The following is a 15,020-nucleotide window of genomic DNA, read 5'->3' on the forward strand; positions in this document are numbered from 1 at the left end:
CTATGTTACGCGTGATCGATACCGAAACCTGCGGTTTGCAAGGTGGCGTGGTTGAAGTGGCTTCGGTGGATGTGATCGACGGTCAGATTCTCAATCCAATGAGCGATTTGATCTGCCCGGATCGACCGATTAGCCACCAGGCGATGGCGGTCCATCGTATTACTGAAGCCATGGTCGCCGACAAACCCACCATTGAACAGGCGATTGGTCGTTACCACGGCAGCCCGCACTATGTCGCGCACAACGCCAGTTTTGATCGCCGTATGTTGCCGGAAATGCCCGGGCAATGGATTTGTACCATGACGCTGGCGCGTCAGCTGTGGCCTGGTCAGAAATACGGCAACCAGGCGCTGCGGCATAGCCTGAAATTGGACGTCACACCGCCCGCCGATTTGCATGCACACCGTGCGCTCTACGATTGCTACGTCACCGCTGCCCTGCTGATTCGTATCATGGAAAAATCGGGCTGGAATGCCGAGCAGATGGTCAGTCGCTGCCAGCCAGCGCCAGTGGCTGATGATGTGTTCCCGTTCGGCAAATATCGCGGGCAAAGTATCGGCAGCATTGCGCGCAAAGATCCCGGTTATCTGCGTTGGGTGTTGGAAAATGTGCGCGATCTGCGCCCACCACTGCGGCAGGCGCTGCGCAAGTACGTGAAGAGTGATCAGTAGTCGTGACGGTCTGGCAGCACGCCCTGCGCCAGGCCAATCAGGAAGGTAAATTCCTGCGCCACCCCTTCATAGGATTTGAAGCGTCCCGATTTGCCACCGTGGCCCGAATCCATATCGGTGCACAGCAGTAGCAGCGTATCGTTGGTCTTTAGCTCGCGCAATTTTGCCACCCATTTGGCCGGTTCCCAGTACTGCACCTGCGAATCGTGCAGACCGGTGGTCACCAGCAAATGTGGATAGTCCTGCGCGGTTACGTTGTCATACGGGCTGTACTGGCGGATGGTCTGGTAATACGCTTCCTGCTCCGGATTGCCCCACTCATCGTATTCACCGGTGGTCAATGGAATGGAGGGGTCGAGCATGGTGGTCACGACATCCACAAACGGCACCTGCGCCACCACGCCGTGATAGAGCTGCGGTGCCATATTGATTACCGCCCCCATCAGTAATCCCCCGGCGCTGCCACCCATTGCATACAAGCGTTGCGGATGACCAAACCCTTTTGCCACCAGCGCTTCGGTGACATCAATAAAGTCGGTGAAGGTGTTCATCTTGTTATGCAGCCGACCGTCGTCATACCACTGCTGTCCCAGCTCGCCACCACCGCGCACATGGATAATGGCATAGACAAAGCCACGCTCCAGCAGGCTGATACGGCTGGTACCAAAACTGGCATCCATGCTGCTGCCGTAGGCACCATAGCCATATACCAGCATCGGGTTGTTGCCCGCCTGGAAGTGCTGACGATGGTAGACCAGCGAAACCGGAACCTCAGTGCCGTCACGCACGGTGATCCAGTGATGTTCGCTTTTGTAATCATCCGGATTGAAACCCGGCACTGGTGTCTGTTTGAGTACGCGGCGTTCCCCGCTTTCCATATTGAGTTCAAATAACGTGGTCGGCGTGGTCATGGACGAATAGCCGTAGCGCAGCGTATCGCTGTCCGGCGTGGGATTATAGGCCAGCCAGGTCACATAAGTGGGATCGTCAAACGCAATACCGGTGCTCTCGCCGCTTTCCCAATGGATCTGGCGCAGACTGGTCACCCCTCGCGACCGTTCTTCCACCACCAGCCAATGTTTGAACAGCTGGAAATCTTCCAGTACCACCTGATCGCGGGCCGGAATCAGCGTTTGCCAGCGGTGTTCTGCCAGCCAGGCGCTGCGGTATAAGCCGAAATTCTTACCCTCGCGGTTCGAACGAATATAGAACTGATGATTATAATGGTCGACGGTGTATTCGTGGTCGCGGCGACGCGGACAAAATACCTGCGGCTGGGCGTCCGGATACTCCGCATCAATCAGCTGAATTTCGCTGGTGGTGGTACTAAACAGCGCAATCAGGATGAAGTGCTCAGAGGTAGTCTTGTGCACGCTAAGATGGAAAGTATCGTCCTGCTCTTCGTACACCAGTTGATCGTCAGATTGCGGATGCCCCAATTCGTGACGCCATACCTGGTAAGCCAGCAAGGTCTTGGGATGCTTCCGCACGTAATAGACGGTGCGCGAATCATTGGCCCAGGCGAGGCTGGACGACGCATCACTCAGCACCTCGGGATACCAGCTACCGCTGACCAGGTTGCGAAAACGGATGCCATACTGGCGGCGGGAAAGGAAATCCTCTGCCAGCGCCATCACCTGGTTATCCGGGCTGATCGCCAGCGCGCCCATAGTGTAGAAATCGCTGTGCGAGGCGCGCTGATTGCCATCAAGCAGCAATTGCCACTCGGCAGCGACAGCGGCGTCCTGCGGCTGACGGTAATAGGCCGGATACTCATTGCCGCGTTCATAGCGGCTTTGGTAGCGGTAGCCATTTTTCACGTAGGGTACCGAATGATCCTGTTGCGGAATGCGGTCGATAATCTCTTTCAACACCCGATCCTGTAGCGGTGCCTGACTGGCCATCATCGCTTTGCCATAGTCATTTTCGGCATGCAGATAATCGAGCACGTCGGGATTTTCCCGATCGTCATCACGGAGCCAGAAATAATTGTCGGTGCGTGTTTCCCCGTGCAGGGTCATTGGGTGAGGGATTTTTTTTGCCTGAGGCTGATTCATAACGGTTTATTTCCCTGAAGAGACAACATCCTGCAAGCGTGGCACCGATCGCGCTGGATGCCAAGCCATTGAGTACCAGGAAAATGTAAAACAAGGCCACACAGGTGGCCTGTGCGGGGATTAACTGGCGGGTAAGGCAGCTTTTTCAGCCGCGAGATCGTTTTGCATTTCGTCACGCACATCTTGCGGGATCTTTAAGGCATCGCCCAGCGCCGCCAGATAACTGCGCTCCATAAAGTGGTCGACGTCAATGGCCGCGCAACTGAGGAAATAGAGTTCCAGTGCCTCTTCTTCATTTTTCACATCGGCCGCCAGCCAGTGTGGATCAAGCGGGCGGTTCATCGCCTGTTGGATCAAGGCTTCCGCCTGCGCACCATAGCCCGCCTGATGAATCTGCTGTTCAATCGCGGCACGTTCGCGATCATCAATATGGCCATCACTCTTGGCGGCGAACACCAGGGCGGTGACCAGGCGCTCAGCTCGCTGATCAAGCGGCGTTTGCACCTGACCAAAACCTGGCTCATCCTGATGGCTTTCGCGTACCCGTTGCTTATATTTATTCCACAGCACTGCGCCCGCTGCTGCCCCGCCGCCGATAATCAGCGCTTTGCCGCCGTATTTGGTCAGCAGCTTGCGTGAAGATTTGCTGGCAATCAACAGGCCAGCCAGTCCACCTAACGCGCCGGGGGCCAGCATGTCGCTTAATCCGCTCCCTTTACCGCCGCTTCCCTGCTTCTTCAGTACCGATTGAATTTGCTGCAGCCAGTTATTCATCGTTTAACTCCTGTTTAAGATCCGGGTTTCACATGCTGCCGCAGTGGATGTCAGGAAACGTCAGAACGGCGCAAAGTAAGGCAAACCTTGTGATGTGGAAAAGATGAGAACGCAAACGTTTTCGTATATACTGCGCGCGCATTTTGACTGCTAAGGTGAAATTATGACGACTCTCGGAACCGCGCTGCGTCCTGCCGCAACGCGTGTCATGCTGTTAGGTTCAGGCGAGCTGGGTAAAGAAGTGGCACTGGAGTGCCAGCGTCTGGGTGTGGAAGTGATCGCGGTGGATCGCTACGCCGATGCGCCTGCTATGCATGTTGCCCACCGCAGCCATGTGATTAACATGCTGGATGGTGACGCGTTGGCCGCCCTGATTGCGCTGGAAAAACCCGATTTCGTGGTGCCAGAAATTGAAGCTATCGCCACAGAAAAACTGCTTGAACTGGAGCAGCAGGGACAAAAGGTGGTGCCGACTGCCCGTGCCGCACGCCTGACCATGAACCGCGAAGGTATCCGTCGTCTGGCTGCCGAAGAACTGGCGTTGCCAACCTCCACTTACCAATTTGCCGACAGCAAAGAAAACTTTGTTGCGGCGGCCACTGCCATTGGTTTCCCCTGCATCGTCAAACCGGTGATGAGTTCATCCGGTAAAGGCCAGAGCTTTATCCGTGACGCCAGCCAGCTCGATAAGGCCTGGGATTACGCGCAACAAGGCGGCCGTGCCGGTGCCGGACGTGTGATTGTGGAAGGGGTGGTGAAGTTTGATTTCGAAATCACGCTGCTGACCATCAGCGCGGTGGATGGCATTCATTTCTGCGCGCCAATCGGTCACCGTCAGGAAGATGGCGATTACCGCGAATCCTGGCAGCCGCAGCAGATGAGCGAACTGGCTCTGCAACGGGCGCAGGAAATCGCTGAAAAAGTGGTCACCGCACTGGGCGGTTATGGCCTGTTCGGCGTGGAATTGTTCGTGTGTGGTGACGAGGTCATCTTTAGCGAAGTGTCACCGCGCCCGCATGATACCGGCATGGTAACGTTGATTTCTCAGGATCTGTCTGAGTTCGCGCTGCATGTACGCGCTTTCCTCGGCTTGCCGATTGGCGGTATCCGTCAGTACGGTGCTGCGGCCTCGGCAGTGATTCTGCCGCAACTGGAGAGCACCAATGTCCGCTTCGTGAATGTTGAAGCTGCACTGGGGGCAGGATTGCAGTTACGCCTGTTCGGTAAACCAGAAATTGCCGGTCAACGCCGTCTCGGCGTCGCACTCGCCACCGGTGACAACACCGACGATGCCATTGCCCGCGCTATCAAAGCCGCTGCTGCGGTAAAAGTCGAAGGTTAATCCCTGATGCGGTGAGCACCTGGCTCACCGCGCTTCACTTATTTACTTATTTCGCGCCCGCGACGGCTTCGCGCGCCAGATGGGTAATACGCTCCCAGTCTCCCGCTTCCAGCGCATCGTTTGGCACCAGCCAGGAACCGCCGATACACAGCACGCTTTTCAGCGCCAGATAGTCACGATAGTTCGCCGGAGAGATCCCCCCCGTCGGGCAGAAGCGTACCTGTGGGAAGGGTCCACCAATCGCCTGCAACGCTTTGACGCCGCCGTTGGCTTCCGCCGGGAAGAATTTAAACTCGCGCAGACCGTAGTCCATACCGGTCATCAGTTCGGACACGGTGCTGATGCCAGGAATCAACGGCACCGGACCTTCCACCGCCGCTTTCAGCAGCGGTTCAGTGATGCCCGGGCTGATCACAAACTGCGCACCGGCGTCGGTGACTTCTTTCAGTTGCTGTGGATTGATGACGGTACCTGCCCCAACAATCGCTTCCGGCACTTCTTTGATCATGGCGCGCAGCGCATCCATCGCCACCGGCGTGCGCAGGGTGACTTCCAGCACGCGCACACCGCCCGCCACCAGCGCTTTGGCCATCGGCACGGCGTGTTCCAGTTTGTTTACCACAATGACCGGTACAACCGGTCCGGTGGTCAGGATCTGTTCTGCACTTGTTTTCCAGTTTTTCATCACGTTTCCTAAGGGTTTTCAGTCAGGCCATTCAGACCTGCGGGATGTTCCTGAGCATTACCATACAAGATCGGCGTGACTCACGTCCATCGGCGGCACCAGGTTTTTGAAACCATGGTTCAATTTAGGATGATGAAAAGGCACAACATGAATCGCTCTCACGACGTAATCGCCATGATCTCACCGGAATCTGTCGCCAGACGCACCAGAGCGCCATCCTGCCATGCCTGGCTACGCCGTCCGTTGCTGTCGATATACACCGCGATCCCCCGCGCGACAGCTAAGATCGCCGCATGGGATTGGCTGTCGATGGCGGTAAAACAGATCCCCCCGGTGGCATTAACGTCCAGCGTCATCACTTCTGAGGGTAACAGGTAATTGGCGATAATCAGTCCAGGCGCATGCAGTTGCGGTGGCGTGAACAGCGGATGACCGAGCAGCAAGCGCAACACCCGGATACCGACATCGTAAACATCAATATATCTTTCGCGTAAATACGCATCTTCTATGGCGCGGTATTCATCCGCCATCTGGCTAATGACGTCGAGCCACAGTTGCTCAATCGGCGCGGGTTGCTGTGCCAGCCGTTCAAGCGTGGTGTCATACAATTCGGTATCTTCCAGCATCATCTGGTGCGCGGAGAAAATCGCCGCCTCATGCGCCGACAGTTGCTGTTCCGTGGCAGCTATCACGCCATCCAGTTCCTGTTTCGCCAGCGAAATGGCGTGGTTGAGCCGGGCAATTTCAGCCTCGTTCGCCTCAACCGCGCGTGGTGATAGCTGCGGCAGGCCACGATTGATGCGACATAGCGTTACCTCCAGTGCTGCGGGTTTATTTTTTGCCGGCTGACTTTGCGCCTTGTCGCTGTCGCCGAATTGCGTTGCCGCCAACGCGGCAAAGGCGTCGATCGCCTGCTGCGCCTGTGGACCACGCGCCAGCAACGTAATGACATCACCGCATTTGATGCCGAGCCGCACCACATTGTTCATGCTCCTGGCATTCATCACCCGGTCACCGTTGACGATGTCAACCTCCGCATCAAATTGATTCAGGCAACGGACAATCGCCGACGCTGGACGCGCATGAATGCCGGTCGGGTTGGTTATCGTCCAGGAGAAGCTTTTGCTGTCTTGATCGGTCGCGGTCGGCGACGCCGCTTCCTGCGGTGCGGACAGCCATGCGCTCTGCCCCAGTTGGGCATATTTCGCGGCCAGCGCCTGATGGGCCTCAGCCATAACCTGACCGATAGTCTGGCCGGATGCCGCCGCGACCGCCGCCGCAACGGTCCCTTCCACCAGCGGCGCGGCGCAGATCTGCACCCGCGCCATTTTTTCCTCGCCAAGCAACTCTTTCGCCATATCCGTGCTGAGAATCGCGCTGCCCATATCGACCATCACCAGCACATCGTCATCCAGCACGTCCTCTATCGCCGCCATAACCGCAACAGGATCTGTTCCTATTGGGTTATCGGGGTCATCAATGCCCGCCGCCAGCGCAAACTTCACGTTTCCCTGAGTCATTTGTGACGCCAGTTCAATGACGCCTTCAGCAAGCTTCCTGCTATGAGAAACCACCACAATATTGACCATATTTTGACAACCTTATTGAGGACCGCAGTTGTTAACCCACCACCTCACAAAGTGTTTTAAACAGCAGATAGCTGGAGGTGGCACCGGGGTCCTGGTGTCCGATCGATCGTTCCCCCAAATAACTGGCACGCCCTTTTGCGGCCCGCATCGGGATAGTGCTTTTGGTCGCAGCTTCCGCCGCCTGCAAAGCCGCGTTCAGTGCCGTGTTCAACGGGGCTTCCTGGTGGTTTTGCAGCGCGGTCACGATGGCAGACAACGTATCCACCATGGTTTTATCACCGGGATGCGCCATACCGCGTGCGCTGATGCGGTCCGTTCCTTCACGGTACAGGTTGTATAAATCCGTCACCGTTAATTCTTCTTTCGCCATCACACATTCGGCGGCTTTCAGGAAAAAGGTTCCGTACAGCGGCCCGCTGGCACCACCAATGCTCGACAACAACACCATCCCGGTATTTTTCAAAATGGTGCCAATGTCCTTATCTTCCAGCGTCGGCAATTTCTCTCTCACCTTTTTGAAGCCGCGATTCATGTTCAGGCCGTGATCGGCATCGCCAATCTCGCGGTCCAGATTGGTCAGAAACTCTTGCTGCTGTTCAAAAACCGTTGCTGAGGCATCCAGCCAATCAATCACCTGTTTTTTGCTTACGACCATTTGATCCCCCGAGGAGTGATATCATCCAGTGCCAGTGCGGCCCGCCGTCACTCGCGGGCCGCGACACTGCGTTACATTTTCCAGCGTAGCGCTGGGGTGCTGACCGGGAAATCCCACAATGTCAGCATCTCTTCATCAACTTTTAACAGCGTGATCGAAACCCCCTGCATGTCAATCGAACTACAGAACGTACCGACCAGGTTGCGCGCAATGTGGATGTTGTGCGCAGTCAGAATTTCAGCCGTCTTACGATACACCGCATACAATTCCGATAACGGCGTGCCACCCAGGCCATTGACCAGCACAATCACGCTGTCCTGCTCATTCAGCGGTTCGGTGGTCTGACTGTTTTCCACCCATTCACCTTTCTCGCCATCCCACTGCCGCAATACCCGACTGTAGGGGGTATTATCGAGAATTTCGTTCAGCATCTCCGTGACCAACGTATCGCAGTCGCTGTACTTCTCGCGACGAATGCCGGGTTCGCCGTGGATACCAATACCAAACTCGATCTCATCGTCGGCTAAATCAAAACTGACCCGCCCCGCCGCCGGGACGGTACAAGCCGACAAGGCCACGCCGATTGAGCGCCCACGGTTGCCGATGCGCGTTGCCAGCTGCACGCATTCATCCAGGCTATAACCTTCTTCCGCCGCCGCTCCGAGGATTTTTTCTGCCAAGACGGTGGTGGCAACACCACGGCGTCCGGCGGTATACAGGCTGTCTTTTACCGCCACATCATCGTCAATCACCGCGACCTGCACCGGAATGCCTTCGCCATGCAACAACTCTGCGGCGGTTTCAAAGTTGAGAATATCGCCGGTGTAATTTTTAATCAGCAGCAGGATTCCGTTGTCGCTGTTGACCTTTTGCGCGCATTCATACATCTGATCGGGTGTTGGCGAGGTAAAGATGTGCCCGGGACAGGCACCATCCAGCATGCCAAAACCGACAAAGCCGCCATGCATCGGTTCATGCCCGGAGCCACCGCCAGAAATCAGGGCGACTTTCGGTTTATCGGTGCGACGACAGACATAGAAAGGTTCGATATTGACCGTTAATTCCGGATGCGCCAGGGCAAAGCCTTCAAGTTGTTCCCTGACAACATCATCAACCTTGTTGATTAACTTTTTCATCAATCTTTCCTCGTCATGCCCCCCGGGCCGCGGCGGCCCGGGGGGCGACTGTTATGGAGTAGATAAGAGAGGTAATAAGAATTTGTATAATAGAGAGCCGACCGCACCGCCAATTAATGGGCCGACGATAGGCACCCAGGCATAACCCCAGTCGGAGTCGCCTTTGTTTTTAATTGGCAACAACGCATGCGCAATACGCGGACCAAGATCACGCGCCGGGTTGATCGCATAACCGGTAGGGCCACCGAGTGACAAACCGATGCTCCACACCAGCACACCAACCGCATATGGCCCAAAACCACCGGCAATCCCGTTGTGCGAGTTGAAAATCGCCAGCACCCCGAATACCAACATTGCCGTACCGATAATTTCAGTGACCAGGTTCCATTTATAGTCGCGAATCGCAGGACCGGTACAAAAAGTGGCAAGAATAAGTCCAGCATCATCGGAAACATCGTAATGGCGCTTGTAGGTTAGCCAGACCAGGATGGCACCGAGAAACGCGCCAACCAGCTGGCCGAGCATGTAAACCAGCACCATCCCTCCCGGGATGCCGCCCTGGAGCCATACCGCTAACGTCACTGCCGGATTGAGATGCGCACCGCTGATCCAGCCGACAGCATAAACCGCGACCGTCACCGCAAAACCCCACCCTGCGGTAATGACAATCCAGCCGCTACTTCCTCCTTTGGTTTGTTTTAATACCACGTTGGCCACCACACCGTCGCCAAGCAGAATCAACAGCATGGTGCCGACCATTTCTGATAAAAAGATGTTCATCTTCCTTTCCTTTTATTAACTGGTGATCGAGCTGGTCGTCTTATGCAAGAACAGCTTGAGAATAGAAAGGGAGAAAACAGCTGTAAAAAATATTTTTTTGTTCATTTCAGAAACGTTATTTTTTCCGTTAACGTTGCAAAAAGAAACAATATCGCGGATGAATTCAGCGATATTTGACCGCGATCATACTGTATTCAAAGATGTGAGGAGTTTCACACCACCACCTTTAATAAATATAAAAATAGATAAAAAACATCAAGTTAAGTTAAAACAAAATGACTTAATCATCGGTAAAACCATTTCCAGATCGTTGTCACAAATTGGCACGCTGATTTAGCGGTAAGAATAAAAATACGCGACACATCGCGCTATGCTTTACAGCGATGTTCGGCACATTTCCAGACAGGCTTGATTAATCGCTGGCCCCTTTTCCCCAGGAAGGCAATGCATGCGTCTTAATATGAAAGCAATATGGCGGGCGTTCATCGCCAAGGACCCGGAGCTATATAATAACCTCACCAGCCTCGACCGCCCGGACATCAAACCCTGGTTAAAGGAGTCCTGGCTACGCTGTCGGCGTCTGCTGCGTCATGATCACTGGCCACAGCAACTCTATGCGAAAGGCATTACCTTCGAGTCACTGTGCCGTAACCAATCTGAGATGCTGAATATCTCCTCCCCCATCATTGAGGACATCTTTGAATATCTGGATGCACCGGATTGCGCCATCTTTGTCACCGACGAAACGGGCTGCACGCTGAAGTTTTACGCCACGCCGTCGATGGCGATCCGGCTGACACCGCTCGGTATTCGGGAAAGTATTTACTGGCGTGAAGGTATGATGGGTAATAACGCTATCTCCAGTGCGCTGCTGTTGCATGAAACCCTCAGTATTAAAGGCTATGAACATTTCAACCGACATCTGCACCCGTTTGAGATCTGCGCGGCACCGGTGTTCGACAGCGACAGCACGCTAATGGGGGCCGTCGGAGTGATTTTGCTCACCGGGCATGAGAGCGCCCCGGCATTGGGACTGGCGTTGGTGCATTCCATTGAGCAGCAGATCACGGCCAAACTGAATACCGATCTGGTTTTAGCTGAGTCCAATCAACACCTTAGTGAGGTGCATGCGTTGCTGGACGGCGTGGAAGAAGGGGTGCTGGCGTGGGACAATAAAGGCACGATCCTGTATCTCAATATCAACGGTAGCGACCTGTTTGGGGTCAAAAGTGAAAAAATTCTCGGCAAGAACATTCACGACATCATCAAGCTACCGCAAAGCATCCTCACGGCCATTGCCCACAATCGCGAGGTGGAGCTGTTTGAGACTGCCATCGAATTTGGCGGTGCATTCATTTCTCTGGCGATTTCACTGAAAATCGTTAAAGGCCCCAATAATACCTCGGATCGCTATATCGCCCTGCTGCATCCCATTGATCGCATTCGCGAACTGGTACATCGCCATAGCGGCATCGGTGCACGGCTGACTTTTGATGACCTCGACTATGTCGGGACTTCCAACACCATTCGCCGCGTGGTGCGCCTGGCTCAACAGGCGGCGAAAGGCCGTGGTTCGGTACTGCTGCATGGTGAGGAAGGTCTCGGCAAATCCTACCTGGCACAGGCCATCCATAACGCCAGCGAACGTCAGGACAAACCCTTTATCACCATCAATTGCCAGGCCATGCCACGCGAAACCATGAGCAGTGAGTTTCTCGGTGGCATCGTCAATGGTGATAAGCATGTGATTTCAAAATTTGAACTGGCGAAAGGGGGAACGCTGTTACTCGAAAATGTGGAATATTTGACGACAGAGGTTCAGACCGCGCTGCTGCAACTGCTAAAAACCGGGTTGCTGAGCAAAGCCAACCAGCTGCTGGTGCCACTGGATGTACGGCTGATCACCACCACTAGTGTTGATATTAACCAGTATGTCGATGAAAACCGTTTCCGCCGCCATTTATTGTATGAATTACAGTCATTTGATATTCATATCCCGCCTTTACGGGAACGTAGCGAAGATATTCCGCCGCTGGTCAAACGCTATCTGAAGATCATGAGCCGGGAAGTCGACAAGAACCTGACGTTATCCGAGGATGCGCTGCAACTGCTGACGCGCTACGCCTGGCCGGGTAATAACCGCGAACTGCGTAACGTGCTTGAGCGCGCTTTCAGCTATAGCGATGGCGCGATGATTCGGGTGAAGGATATTCCGCTGACATTGCTTGAACGCGTCCGCGATCTGGCGACTGTCGCGCCATCGAATGGTTTACACAGCCTCAACGATATGGAGCGTGATGCACTGATTAAAGCTGCCGTGCAGTTTCAGGGCAAAGCGATCAAAATTACTCAGGCGCTAAAGATCAGCCGCACCTCACTGTGGCGCAAGCTGAAAGCCTTTAATATTCATCTGGAAGATTACAAGACCCGGTAAAATAAGGCCATTCCGTAGCGGCACGATTTATCGTGCGACCTTCATAAGGCGCGATAAATCGCGCCGCTACGGATCATTTTGTTACTCGAACTCGTTCCAGGAACGGCCATCACGGGTGATCATCGCCACAGAGGCAACCGGTCCCCAGGTGCCTGCCTGATACGGTTTCGGCGCATCGGCGTCAGCGTTCCATGCATCAATGATGGAATCCACCCACGTCCATGCGGCTTCCACTTCATCACGACGCACAAACAGCGCCTGAATGCCACGCATGGTCTCCAGCAGCAGACGCTCATAAGCATCGGCCAGATGCGACTGGTTGAAGGTTTCTGAGTAGCTGAGGTCGAGCTTGGTGGTTTGCAGCTTGTGTTTGTGGTCCAGACCCGGCACTTTGTTGAGGATCTCGATGTCCACACCTTCATCCGGTTGCAGACGAATCGTCAGCTTGTTCTGCGGCAGTTCAGCGTAGGAATCTTTGAACAGGTTCATTTCCGGGTTCTTGAAGTAAACCACCACTTCAGAACACTTGGTCGGCAAACGCTTACCGGTGCGCAGGTAGAACGGCACGCCCGCCCAGCGCCAGTTGTCGATATCGACACGAATGGCAACAAAGGTTTCGGTTCCGCTCTGCTTGTTGGCACCCTCTTCTTCCAGGTAACCCGGCACTTTTTTGCCTTGTACGAAACCAGCGGTGTACTGGCCGCGCACGGTTTTTTCACGCACGTTGGTCTGGTCAATACGGCGCAGTGAGCGCAGCACTTTGACCTTCTCATCGCGGATCGCATCAGCGCTCAAATCAGACGGCGGTGACATGGCAATCATGGTGAGGATTTGCAACAGATGGTTCTGAATCATGTCACGCATCTGGCCCGCTTTATCGAAGTAGCCCCAACGGCCTTCGATACCCACTTCTTCCGCCACGGTGATCTGCACGTGGTCAATGGTGCGGTTGTCCCAGTTGTTAACGAAAATTGAGTTGGCAAAACGTAAAGCCAGCAGGTTCAGCACTGTCTCTTTACCGAGATAGTGGTCGATACGGAACACCTGGCTCTCTTCGAAGTATTTGCCGACGCTGTTGTTGATCTCTTGCGAGGTTTCCAGCGAGGTACCCAGCGGCTTTTCCATCACGACGCGCGCCGGTTTGGCGTTCAGTTTGGCAGCACCCAGACCGTCACAGATGGCACCAAAGGTGCTCGGCGGCATCGCGAAGTAGTTAATCGTGACGCGATTTTTCTGGTCGAGCATTTTGCCCAGACGAGAGAAATGCGAGGTGTCGTTGACGTCGAGGTTACAGAAGTCGAGACGGCTGCTGAGTTTGTCCCACAGCGCTTCGTCGATCTTCTCTTTCATGAAGGTTTCCAGCGCCTCACGTACCACTTTGGTGTAAGCGTCTTTGTCCCACTCCGCGCGGCCCACGCCAATAATGCGTGTGGTATCGTGAATCTGACCGGCTTTCTCCAGCTGATACAGTGAAGGCAACAGTTTCCGGCGCGCAAGATCGCCTTTGGCACCGAAAATCACCAGATCGCATGCCTGGGCTGTTTGTGTTACCGCCATTTTCCTCTCCTCGTTGCAGGATATACCCGGTCGAGCGTCCTCATTTACCGGGTCCTTATTGTAATTTTCTTACAGCACAATGTACTTTTTTCCCGGTTCCAGGACAACCCGAACGGGGGTGTTGCATCCGATAACTGTGCACGCCATTTACGACTAACGTGTGTTGTCACGTGCGCTTTTGGCGCTTTTTTCTGTTTCGCTATTTGTCGGGGAAAACCCATCGCGCGTCAAAGTATGACAAAAAAATCGCATTTACATTTATCCGCTACTGCGTGCGACCGCAGTTTACACGGTATATTGTTGTAAACAGAGCGCCCTTTCATCCAGGCATGAAATTGGCAAAAGTGATGAGTGGTCATCGGGTTATCAATATGCTGGAACAGATTCAGGCGCAATTACCGGCGCTGAGCAAATCAGAACGAAAAGTCGCAGAGCAGATCCTTGCCGCACCGCAGGAGGCGATGCATTCCAGCATTGCTACACTGGCACGTGCTGCGCAGGTCAGCGAGCCGACGGTGAATCGTTTTTGCCATCGTATGGGGACGCGGGGTTTTCCCGACTTCAAACTGCAACTGGCACAGAGTCTGGCAAAAGGCCCGAATTGGGTCAGCCGTGGTGTGGAAGAAAATGACAGCGTCGAAAGCTACAGCCAGAAAATTTTCGATTCCGCATTGGCCGGATTAAGTCGCGTCAGCCAACAACTGGATCGGGCTGTCATTCATCAGGCGGTTCACGCACTGACACGGGCGAATAAAATTGCGTTTTTTGGTCTGGGTGCCTCCGCCGTCGTCGCCCATGACGCCACCAATAAGTTTCTGCGTTTTAATCTGCCGGTCATCTGGTCAGAGGATATTGTGATCCAGCGCATGAGTTGCATAAATAGTGGACCAAATGACGTTTTTGTTCTCATATCACATACTGGTCGAACCAAAAATATGATAGAACTGGCTCGCCTGGCGCGTGTAAACGCTTCCACCGTTTTGGCTATCACCTCACCCGGTTCACCGCTTGCGGCAGAAGCCACGCTGGCACTGACGCTCGATGTCCCGGAGGATACTGATATCTATTTGCCAATGGTGTCCCGCCTGGCACAATTGACCCTGGTCGATGTCCTGGCAACGGGTTTTACCCTTGAGCGCGGCACCTCTTTTCGCGAAAATCTGAAACGCGTGAAAGAGGCGCTAAGAGATTCGCGCCTGGAGAAGCATGTGCAGCAGGAAATCAATGCACAGCAAAATAATTAACATCGCATTCACATGTGAGTCGAATCACAGCCCCTCGATCATATAGAATAGTGACCACAACGTGTCCAGATGACAGGGACACGATACTTAGTCAAC

12 protein-coding genes are annotated in these 15,020 nt (G+C 54.3%); 4 read left to right on the plus strand and 8 right to left on the minus strand.

Going from position 1 to position 15,020, the window contains the following annotated elements:
* Nucleotides 1–2 precede the first annotated feature (2 nt).
* Entirely contained in the window at nt 3–671 is a 669-nt protein-coding gene (exoX, locus tag PAT9B_RS11565) for an exodeoxyribonuclease X (protein ID WP_013509446.1), read from the plus strand.
* Here exoX and PAT9B_RS11570 read toward each other — a convergent pair.
* Both PAT9B_RS11570 and PAT9B_RS11575 read right to left on the minus strand, forming a co-directional pair.
* Nucleotides 665–2,728 carry a S9 family peptidase gene (locus PAT9B_RS11570; protein ID WP_013509447.1) on the minus strand — a complete coding sequence of 688 codons (2,064 nt, stop codon included), beginning with the start codon at nt 2,726–2,728 and terminating at the stop codon, nt 665–667. The genes exoX and PAT9B_RS11570 overlap by 7 nt on opposite strands.
* Before the next feature lie 120 nt (nt 2,729–2,848).
* Nucleotides 2,849–3,502 carry a tellurite resistance TerB family protein gene (locus PAT9B_RS11575; RefSeq protein ID WP_013509448.1) on the minus strand — a complete coding sequence of 218 codons (654 nt, stop codon included), beginning with the start codon at nt 3,500–3,502 and terminating at the stop codon, nt 2,849–2,851.
* Between the two features lie 163 nt (nt 3,503–3,665).
* Here PAT9B_RS11575 and purT point away from each other — a divergent pair, with 163 nt between their 5' ends.
* Nucleotides 3,666–4,844: a formate-dependent phosphoribosylglycinamide formyltransferase gene (gene purT / locus PAT9B_RS11580; protein WP_013509449.1), complete on the plus strand. Its 1,179-nt coding sequence runs from the start codon at nt 3,666–3,668 to the stop codon at nt 4,842–4,844.
* A gap of 46 nt (nt 4,845–4,890) precedes the next feature.
* Here the strand turns inward: purT and PAT9B_RS11585 are convergent, their stop codons facing one another.
* The 5 genes from PAT9B_RS11585 to PAT9B_RS11605 all read right to left on the minus strand — a co-directional run bounded on the left by PAT9B_RS11585 (nt 4,891) and on the right by PAT9B_RS11605 (nt 9,689).
* Nucleotides 4,891–5,529 (minus strand): bifunctional 4-hydroxy-2-oxoglutarate aldolase/2-dehydro-3-deoxy-phosphogluconate aldolase, encoded by a 639-nt coding sequence (locus tag PAT9B_RS11585; protein WP_013509450.1) that lies wholly within the window; start codon nt 5,527–5,529, stop codon nt 4,891–4,893.
* A gap of 158 nt (nt 5,530–5,687) precedes the next feature.
* Nucleotides 5,688–7,118 (minus strand): dihydroxyacetone kinase phosphoryl donor subunit DhaM, encoded by a 1,431-nt coding sequence (gene dhaM / locus PAT9B_RS11590; protein ID WP_013509451.1) that lies wholly within the window; start codon nt 7,116–7,118, stop codon nt 5,688–5,690.
* Nucleotides 7,119–7,149: 31 nt separating this feature from the next.
* Nucleotides 7,150–7,773, minus strand: a complete 624-nt coding sequence (dhaL, locus tag PAT9B_RS11595) for a dihydroxyacetone kinase subunit DhaL (protein ID WP_013509452.1) — start codon at nt 7,771–7,773, stop codon at nt 7,150–7,152.
* A 71-nt stretch (nt 7,774–7,844) separates the two neighbouring features.
* Nucleotides 7,845–8,909 carry a dihydroxyacetone kinase subunit DhaK gene (dhaK, locus tag PAT9B_RS11600; protein WP_013509453.1) on the minus strand — a complete coding sequence of 355 codons (1,065 nt, stop codon included), beginning with the start codon at nt 8,907–8,909 and terminating at the stop codon, nt 7,845–7,847.
* Between the two features lie 51 nt (nt 8,910–8,960).
* A complete protein-coding gene (locus PAT9B_RS11605) occupies nt 8,961–9,689 on the minus strand; it encodes an MIP/aquaporin family protein (protein WP_013509454.1) in 729 nt (242 codons plus the stop codon).
* A gap of 448 nt (nt 9,690–10,137) precedes the next feature.
* Here PAT9B_RS11605 and dhaR point away from each other — a divergent pair, with 448 nt between their 5' ends.
* Nucleotides 10,138–12,123: a dihydroxyacetone kinase operon transcriptional regulator DhaR gene (dhaR, locus tag PAT9B_RS11610; protein WP_013509455.1), complete on the plus strand. Its 1,986-nt coding sequence runs from the start codon at nt 10,138–10,140 to the stop codon at nt 12,121–12,123.
* An 81-nt stretch (nt 12,124–12,204) separates the two neighbouring features.
* On the opposite strand, the gene zwf is transcribed toward dhaR, so the two are convergent.
* The gene (zwf, locus tag PAT9B_RS11615; RefSeq protein WP_013509456.1) at nt 12,205–13,680 is read right to left on the minus strand and encodes a glucose-6-phosphate dehydrogenase; all 1,476 of its coding nucleotides are present in this window, start codon (nt 13,678–13,680) and stop codon (nt 12,205–12,207) included.
* A gap of 371 nt (nt 13,681–14,051) precedes the next feature.
* On the opposite strand from zwf, the gene PAT9B_RS11620 reads away from it, so the two are divergent.
* Nucleotides 14,052–14,924: a MurR/RpiR family transcriptional regulator gene (locus PAT9B_RS11620; protein WP_041525961.1), complete on the plus strand. Its 873-nt coding sequence runs from the start codon at nt 14,052–14,054 to the stop codon at nt 14,922–14,924.
* Nucleotides 14,925–15,020 lie beyond the last annotated feature (96 nt).

Source organism: Pantoea sp. At-9b (genome assembly GCF_000175935.2).
Lineage (GTDB): Bacteria > Pseudomonadota > Gammaproteobacteria > Enterobacterales > Enterobacteriaceae > Pantoea.

Bases quoted from the DNA above. Each gene is read 5' to 3' on its own strand.
- dhaL (WP_013509452.1), bottom strand. From the start codon at position 7,773: ATGGTCGTAAGCAAAAAACAGGTGATTGATTGGCTGGATGCCTCAGCA.
- PAT9B_RS11570 (WP_013509447.1), bottom strand. From the start codon at position 2,728: ATGAATCAGCCTCAGGCAAAAAAAATCCCTCACCCAATGACCCTGCAC.
- zwf (WP_013509456.1), bottom strand. From the start codon at position 13,680: ATGGCGGTAACACAAACAGCCCAGGCATGCGATCTGGTGATTTTCGGT.
- PAT9B_RS11605 (WP_013509454.1), bottom strand. From the start codon at position 9,689: ATGAACATCTTTTTATCAGAAATGGTCGGCACCATGCTGTTGATTCTG.
- PAT9B_RS11585 (WP_013509450.1), bottom strand. From the start codon at position 5,529: ATGAAAAACTGGAAAACAAGTGCAGAACAGATCCTGACCACCGGACCG.
- dhaK (WP_013509453.1), bottom strand. From the start codon at position 8,909: ATGAAAAAGTTAATCAACAAGGTTGATGATGTTGTCAGGGAACAACTT.
- PAT9B_RS11575 (WP_013509448.1), bottom strand. From the start codon at position 3,502: ATGAATAACTGGCTGCAGCAAATTCAATCGGTACTGAAGAAGCAGGGA.
- dhaM (WP_013509451.1), bottom strand. From the start codon at position 7,118: ATGGTCAATATTGTGGTGGTTTCTCATAGCAGGAAGCTTGCTGAAGGC.
- exoX (WP_013509446.1), top strand. From the start codon at position 3: ATGTTACGCGTGATCGATACCGAAACCTGCGGTTTGCAAGGTGGCGTG.
- PAT9B_RS11620 (WP_041525961.1), top strand. From the start codon at position 14,052: ATGCTGGAACAGATTCAGGCGCAATTACCGGCGCTGAGCAAATCAGAA.
- dhaR (WP_013509455.1), top strand. From the start codon at position 10,138: ATGCGTCTTAATATGAAAGCAATATGGCGGGCGTTCATCGCCAAGGAC.
- purT (WP_013509449.1), top strand. From the start codon at position 3,666: ATGACGACTCTCGGAACCGCGCTGCGTCCTGCCGCAACGCGTGTCATG.